The sequence below is a fragment of the Arthrobacter sp. JCM 19049 genome (assembly GCF_001310435.1).
In genome coordinates this window covers 1-4,648 of record NZ_BAXF01000150.1, presented here as the reverse complement: position 1 = coordinate 4,648, position 4,648 = coordinate 1, and the positions used below count along the sequence as shown (strand labels likewise).

Annotated in this window: 5 protein-coding genes and 1 pseudogene; 1 reads left to right on the top strand and 5 read right to left on the bottom strand. The window is 64.5% G+C overall.

The features are described from left to right. Positions 1–209: hypothetical protein (locus JCM19049_RS19550; RefSeq protein WP_279402767.1), on the top strand; the 209-nt coding region annotated here is incomplete at its 5' end. Positions 210–252: 43 nt separating this feature from the next. On the opposite strand, the gene JCM19049_RS08320 is transcribed toward JCM19049_RS19550, so the two are convergent. From JCM19049_RS08320 to atpA, 5 genes and pseudogenes are all read right to left on the bottom strand, one after another. Further along, positions 253–681 (bottom strand): DUF2550 domain-containing protein, encoded by a 429-nt coding sequence (locus JCM19049_RS08320; RefSeq protein ID WP_054821358.1) that lies wholly within the window; start codon positions 679–681, stop codon positions 253–255. A gap of 6 nt (positions 682–687) precedes the next feature. Then, positions 688–954, bottom strand: coding sequence for a F0F1 ATP synthase subunit epsilon (locus JCM19049_RS08315; RefSeq protein ID WP_054821357.1), 267 nt, complete (start codon positions 952–954; stop codon positions 688–690). Position 955: 1 nt separating this feature from the next. After that, a pseudogene (atpD, locus tag JCM19049_RS08310) lies at positions 956–2,403 on the bottom strand (F0F1 ATP synthase subunit beta). A gap of 36 nt (positions 2,404–2,439) precedes the next feature. Beyond that, a complete protein-coding gene (locus JCM19049_RS08305; protein ID WP_054821356.1) occupies positions 2,440–3,333 on the bottom strand; it encodes a F0F1 ATP synthase subunit gamma in 894 nt (297 codons plus the stop codon). 73 nt (positions 3,334–3,406) lie between these two features. Further along, a partial coding sequence (atpA, locus tag JCM19049_RS08300) for a F0F1 ATP synthase subunit alpha (RefSeq protein WP_054821359.1) occupies positions 3,407–4,648 on the bottom strand: 1,242 nt, incomplete at its 5' end.

Below are 4,648 nucleotides of genomic sequence, written 5' to 3'. Positions count from 1 at the left end.
CCGCCACCAAGGTGCCGGCCTACCTGATCGGGCTGGCCGATGAGGCCGGGCGCTGCACCAGGCTTCGTGGCCGACCTGCTGGTGCTTGGCCCGAACCTGGAGCTGCGCCAGGTGTTCCGCAACGGGCAGCTGCTGGACTGAACCCGCATACCGGGCTCGGTCCGCCCGCCATCCGTCGTGTCGTTAAACAGCTGACCCCCAACCTGTGAAGGTTGGGGGTCAGCTGTTGTCTCAGCCAGGAGACGGTGTCGACTAGATTTGCCAGGAGCCGGCGATCGGGCCGGCCTCGAGCCAGGCGGAGAACCCGGTGTAGTCCCGGTAGTCCATCGCCATCTCGATCAGTTCATCGCCGCGCTTGAGGCTAACGATGATGAACCCCGGCGGGATCTTGCCCCGTTCATCGTCCTTGGGCCGCCGCCACCCGGAAATGTCCAGGCCCCGGCGTTCCAGCACGAACGCCGGGATCGGCGAGACCGAGAAGAACCGCAGCAGGTCCACATGGGCCGTGCCGTAGCGTCCAATGCACATCACCCACTTGCCCGCGGGCGTGTGGTAGGAGGCATCGAAGGTTCCGAGCGTGCGCCGCAACTGGAAGCGGCGCACGCCCATGGCACCAAAGAATGTCACGATGCCGGCCAAGACCAGCAAGGCGATCAGAACTGGTGCGCTAATCTCGATCAATGGCGCCTACGCTGCGTTAACCACTGCGTTGTCGGCGACGATAACCACCCGGTCGTGGTCGACGGAGAAGAATCCCCCATCGATGCGCACCGAGAAGCGGGCCTCGGAAACCGGGTCGATTTCCAGATCCCCTGCGGCAAGCACGGTCAGGGTCGGCACGTGACCGGGCAGAACTCCGATCTCACCGTCCACCGAACGCGCCTTGACCAGCTTCGCGGGGCCGGCCCACACGAAGTGGTCGGCCGCCACGATTTCGACCTGAAGCTCGGCCATGCTACTTGCTGGCCTTCTGGATCTCGGCCCACTGGCGCTCGACGTCGTCCAGACCACCGACGTTGAAGAACGCCTGTTCTGCGATGTGGTCCAGGTCGCCGTTGCAGATGGCCTCGAAGCCCTCGATGGTGTCCTTCAGCGCCACGGTCGAACCCTCGACACCGGTGAACTGCTTCGCGGTGTACGTGTTCTGCGACAGGAACTGCTGGATACGGCGGGCACGGGCCACGACGATCTTGTCCTCTTCGGACAGTTCGTCCACACCCAGGATCGCGATGATGTCCTGCAGTTCCTTGTTCTTCTGCAGGATCGACTTCACGCGGATCGCCACATCGTAGTGGTGCTGGCCCACGTACTGCGGGTCCAGGATGCGCGAGGTCGAGGTCAGCGGGTCGATCGCCGGGTACAGGCCGCGCGAGGCAATCTCACGGGACAGTTCGGTGGTCGCATCCAGGTGGGCGAAGGTGGTCGCCGGGGCCGGGTCGGTGTAGTCATCGGCCGGCACGTAGATCGCCTGCATTGAGGTGATCGAGTGGCCCTTGGTGGAGGTGATGCGTTCCTGCAGCAGACCCATTTCGTCAGCCAGGTTCGGCTGGTAGCCCACGGCCGAAGGCATGCGGCCCAGCAGGGTCGACACCTCGGAACCGGCCTGGGTGAAACGGAAGATGTTGTCGATGAACAGCAGCACGTCCTGGTTCTGCACATCGCGGAAGTACTCCGCCATGGTCAGGGCCGAGAGGGCCACGCGCAGACGGGTGCCTGGCGGCTCGTCCATCTGGCCGAACACCAGGCGGTGTCCTTCAGCACGTTGGCTTCGTCCATTTCGACCCACAGGTCGTTGCCTTCACGGGTGCGCTCACCCACGCCGGCGAACACCGAGGTACCGCCGAAGTTGCGGGCCACACGGGTGATCATTTCCTGGATCAGCACGGTCTTGCCCACGCCGGCGCCGCCGAACAGGCCGATCTTGCCACCCTGGATGTACGGGGTGAGCAGGTCGATCGACTTGATGCCGGTTTCCAGCATCTCGGTGGAGCCTTCGAGGTCCGAGAACTTCGGGGCCTCGCGGTGGATCGGCCAGCGCTCGGTGACCTGGATCTCCGAGTTGTCAACGTCCAGGGCCTCGCCCAGCACGTTGAAGATGTGGCCCTTCACGCCGTCGCCGACCGGCACGGAGATCGGTGCACCGGTGTCGGTGACCTGCGCGCCGCGCACCAGGCCGTCGGTGGCCTGCAGCGAGATGGCGCGAACCATGTTGTCGCCCAGGTGCTGGCTGGTTTCGAAGGTGATCTTCTTGGTTTCGCCGTTGATCGTCAGATCAGCGGTCAGTGCGTTGTAGATTGCAGGCAGTGCATCGGCTGGGAACTCGACGTCCACGACCGGGCCAGTCACGCGGGCAATGCGACCGGTGGCCCCTGCGGTAACCTGCTCGTTGAGTTGGGCAGTCATCTTTCTCACTTCTTGTCTGGTAGGAACTTTGCGGACTTAGCTGCTCAGCGCGTCTGCGCCGCCGATAATTTCCGTGAGTTCCTGGGTGATTTCAGCCTGACGGGCGTTGTTACGCAGTCGCGTGTACTTCTTGATCAGCTCCTGGGCGTTGTCGCCGGCGGACTTCATGGCGCGCTGGCGGGCAGCGAGCTCGGAAGCGGCGGCTTGCAACTGGCAGTTGAAGATGCGCGATTCGATGTACCGCGGCAGCAGTGCATCGAGCACTTCCTCAGCGGTCGGCTCGAATTCGTACAGCGGCAGCAACTCGTCGGCGGGAGTCTCGGAGTCACCCTCGACAACCTCCAACGGCAGCAGACGGATAACCGTCGGTTCCTGCGTGACCATCGACTTGAACTGGGTGTAGACCACGTGGATCTCATCCACGCCGTCCTGTTCGAAGTCGTTGGCGAAATCCTCAAGCAGGACTTCGCGCAGCTCACGTGCGGTGTCAAACAGCGGGGCGTCAGTTCCCCCGGTCCATACCTTGGCGTACTCGCGCGAGCGGAAGTCGAAGTAAGCCTGGGCCTTGCGCCCGACCAGGTAGGTCTTGACTTCCTTGCCTTCCTCCCGCAGGAGTTCCATCAGATGCTCAGCCTGCTTCAGAACGCTGGCGGAGTAGGACCCGGCGAGTCCACGGTCCGAGGTCATCACCAGCACCGCGGCCCGGCGCACCTGCGTCGGCTCGGTGGTCAGCGGGTGATCGATATCGGACTGCGACGCGACGGCGGTAACTGCACGGGTGATCGCATTGGCGTACGGCAGCGAGGCCGCGACACGGCTGCGTGCCTTGCCGATGCGGGATGTAGCGATCAGTTCCATCGCCTTGAAGATCTTGGCCATCGACGAGGTCGATGCGATCTTCTGGCGGTAGACCCGAATCTGGGCTCCCATGTGTGTCCTTTCCTTATCCCCTGGGTGGGGTGGGGCGCCGCCTGCGCGGCGCCCCACCTACCCAAGGAGATTGTCAGCGCTTCTGCTTGACGATCTGTTCCTGGTCGACGGCCTCGGAATCCAGGGCGTCGTGCTCTTCGTGGCCGGCGTTGACCAGGCGGTCCGCGCCATCCCCGAAGAAGCCGGCCTTGAAGTCCGCCACGGCGGCCTTCATGGCCTCGACGGTCTCGTCCTCCAGCTTGCCGGTCTGGGCGATCACGTTCAGCACCTCGGTGCGGTGACGCAGGTAGTCGATGAACTCCTGCTCGAAGCGGCGCACATCGGCGACCGGCACATCGTCCAGGTGGCCGTTGGTGCCGGCCCAGATGGACACGACCTGGTCGGCGACCGGGTACGGGGTGTACTGGCCCTGCTTGAGCAGTTCCATCAGGCGCGCACCACGCGTCAGCTGCTGCTTGGAGGCGGCATCCAGGTCCGAGGCGAACATGGCGAAGGCCTGCATGTCGCGGTACTGGGCCAGTTCCAGCTTCAGGGTACCGGAGACCTTCTTCATGGCCTTGACCTGCGCGGCACCACCCACGCGGGACACCGAGATGCCCACGTCGACGGCCGGACGCTGGTTGGCGTTGAACAGGTCCGACTGCAGGAAGATCTGGCCGTCGGTGATCGAGATGACGTTGGTCGGGATGTACGCCGAGACGTCGTTGGCCTTGGTCTCGATGATCGGCAGACCGGTCATTGAACCGCCGCCGAGCTCGTCGGAGAGCTTCGCACAACGCTCCAGCAGGCGGGAGTGCAGGTAGAACACGTCGCCCGGGTAGGCTTCGCGTCCCGGCGGGCGGCGCAGCAGCAGCGACACGGCACGGTAGGCTTCGGCCTGCTTGGACAGGTCATCGAAGATGATCAGAACGTGCTTGCCACCGTACATCCAGTGCTGGCCGATGGCCGAGCCGGCGTAGGGTGCCAGGTACTTGAAGCCAGCCGGGTCCGAGGCCGGGGAGGCCACGATGGTGGTGTACTCCAGGGCGCCCTGCTCTTCCAGGGTCTGGCGCACGGCGGCGATGGTCGAGGCCTTCTGACCCACGGCCACGTAGATGCAGCGCACCTGCTTGGTCGCATCGCCACTGGCCCAGTTGGCCTTCTGGTTCAGGATGGTGTCCACGGCGATGGCGGTCTTGCCGGTCTGGCGGTCACCAATGATCAGCTGGCGCTGGCCGCGGCCAATCGGGATCATCGCGTCGATGGCCTTCATGCCGGTCTGCAGCGGCTCGTCAACGCTCTTGCGCTGGGTCACGCCCGGGCTTGCAGCTCCAGG

Excerpts from the sequence above, each read along its gene's own strand:
- JCM19049_RS08315 (WP_054821357.1), bottom strand. The coding sequence starts at position 954 with ATGGCCGAGCTTCAGGTCGAAATCGTGGCGGCCGACCACTTCGTGTGG.
- JCM19049_RS08305 (WP_054821356.1), bottom strand. The coding sequence starts at position 3,333 with ATGGGAGCCCAGATTCGGGTCTACCGCCAGAAGATCGCATCGACCTCG.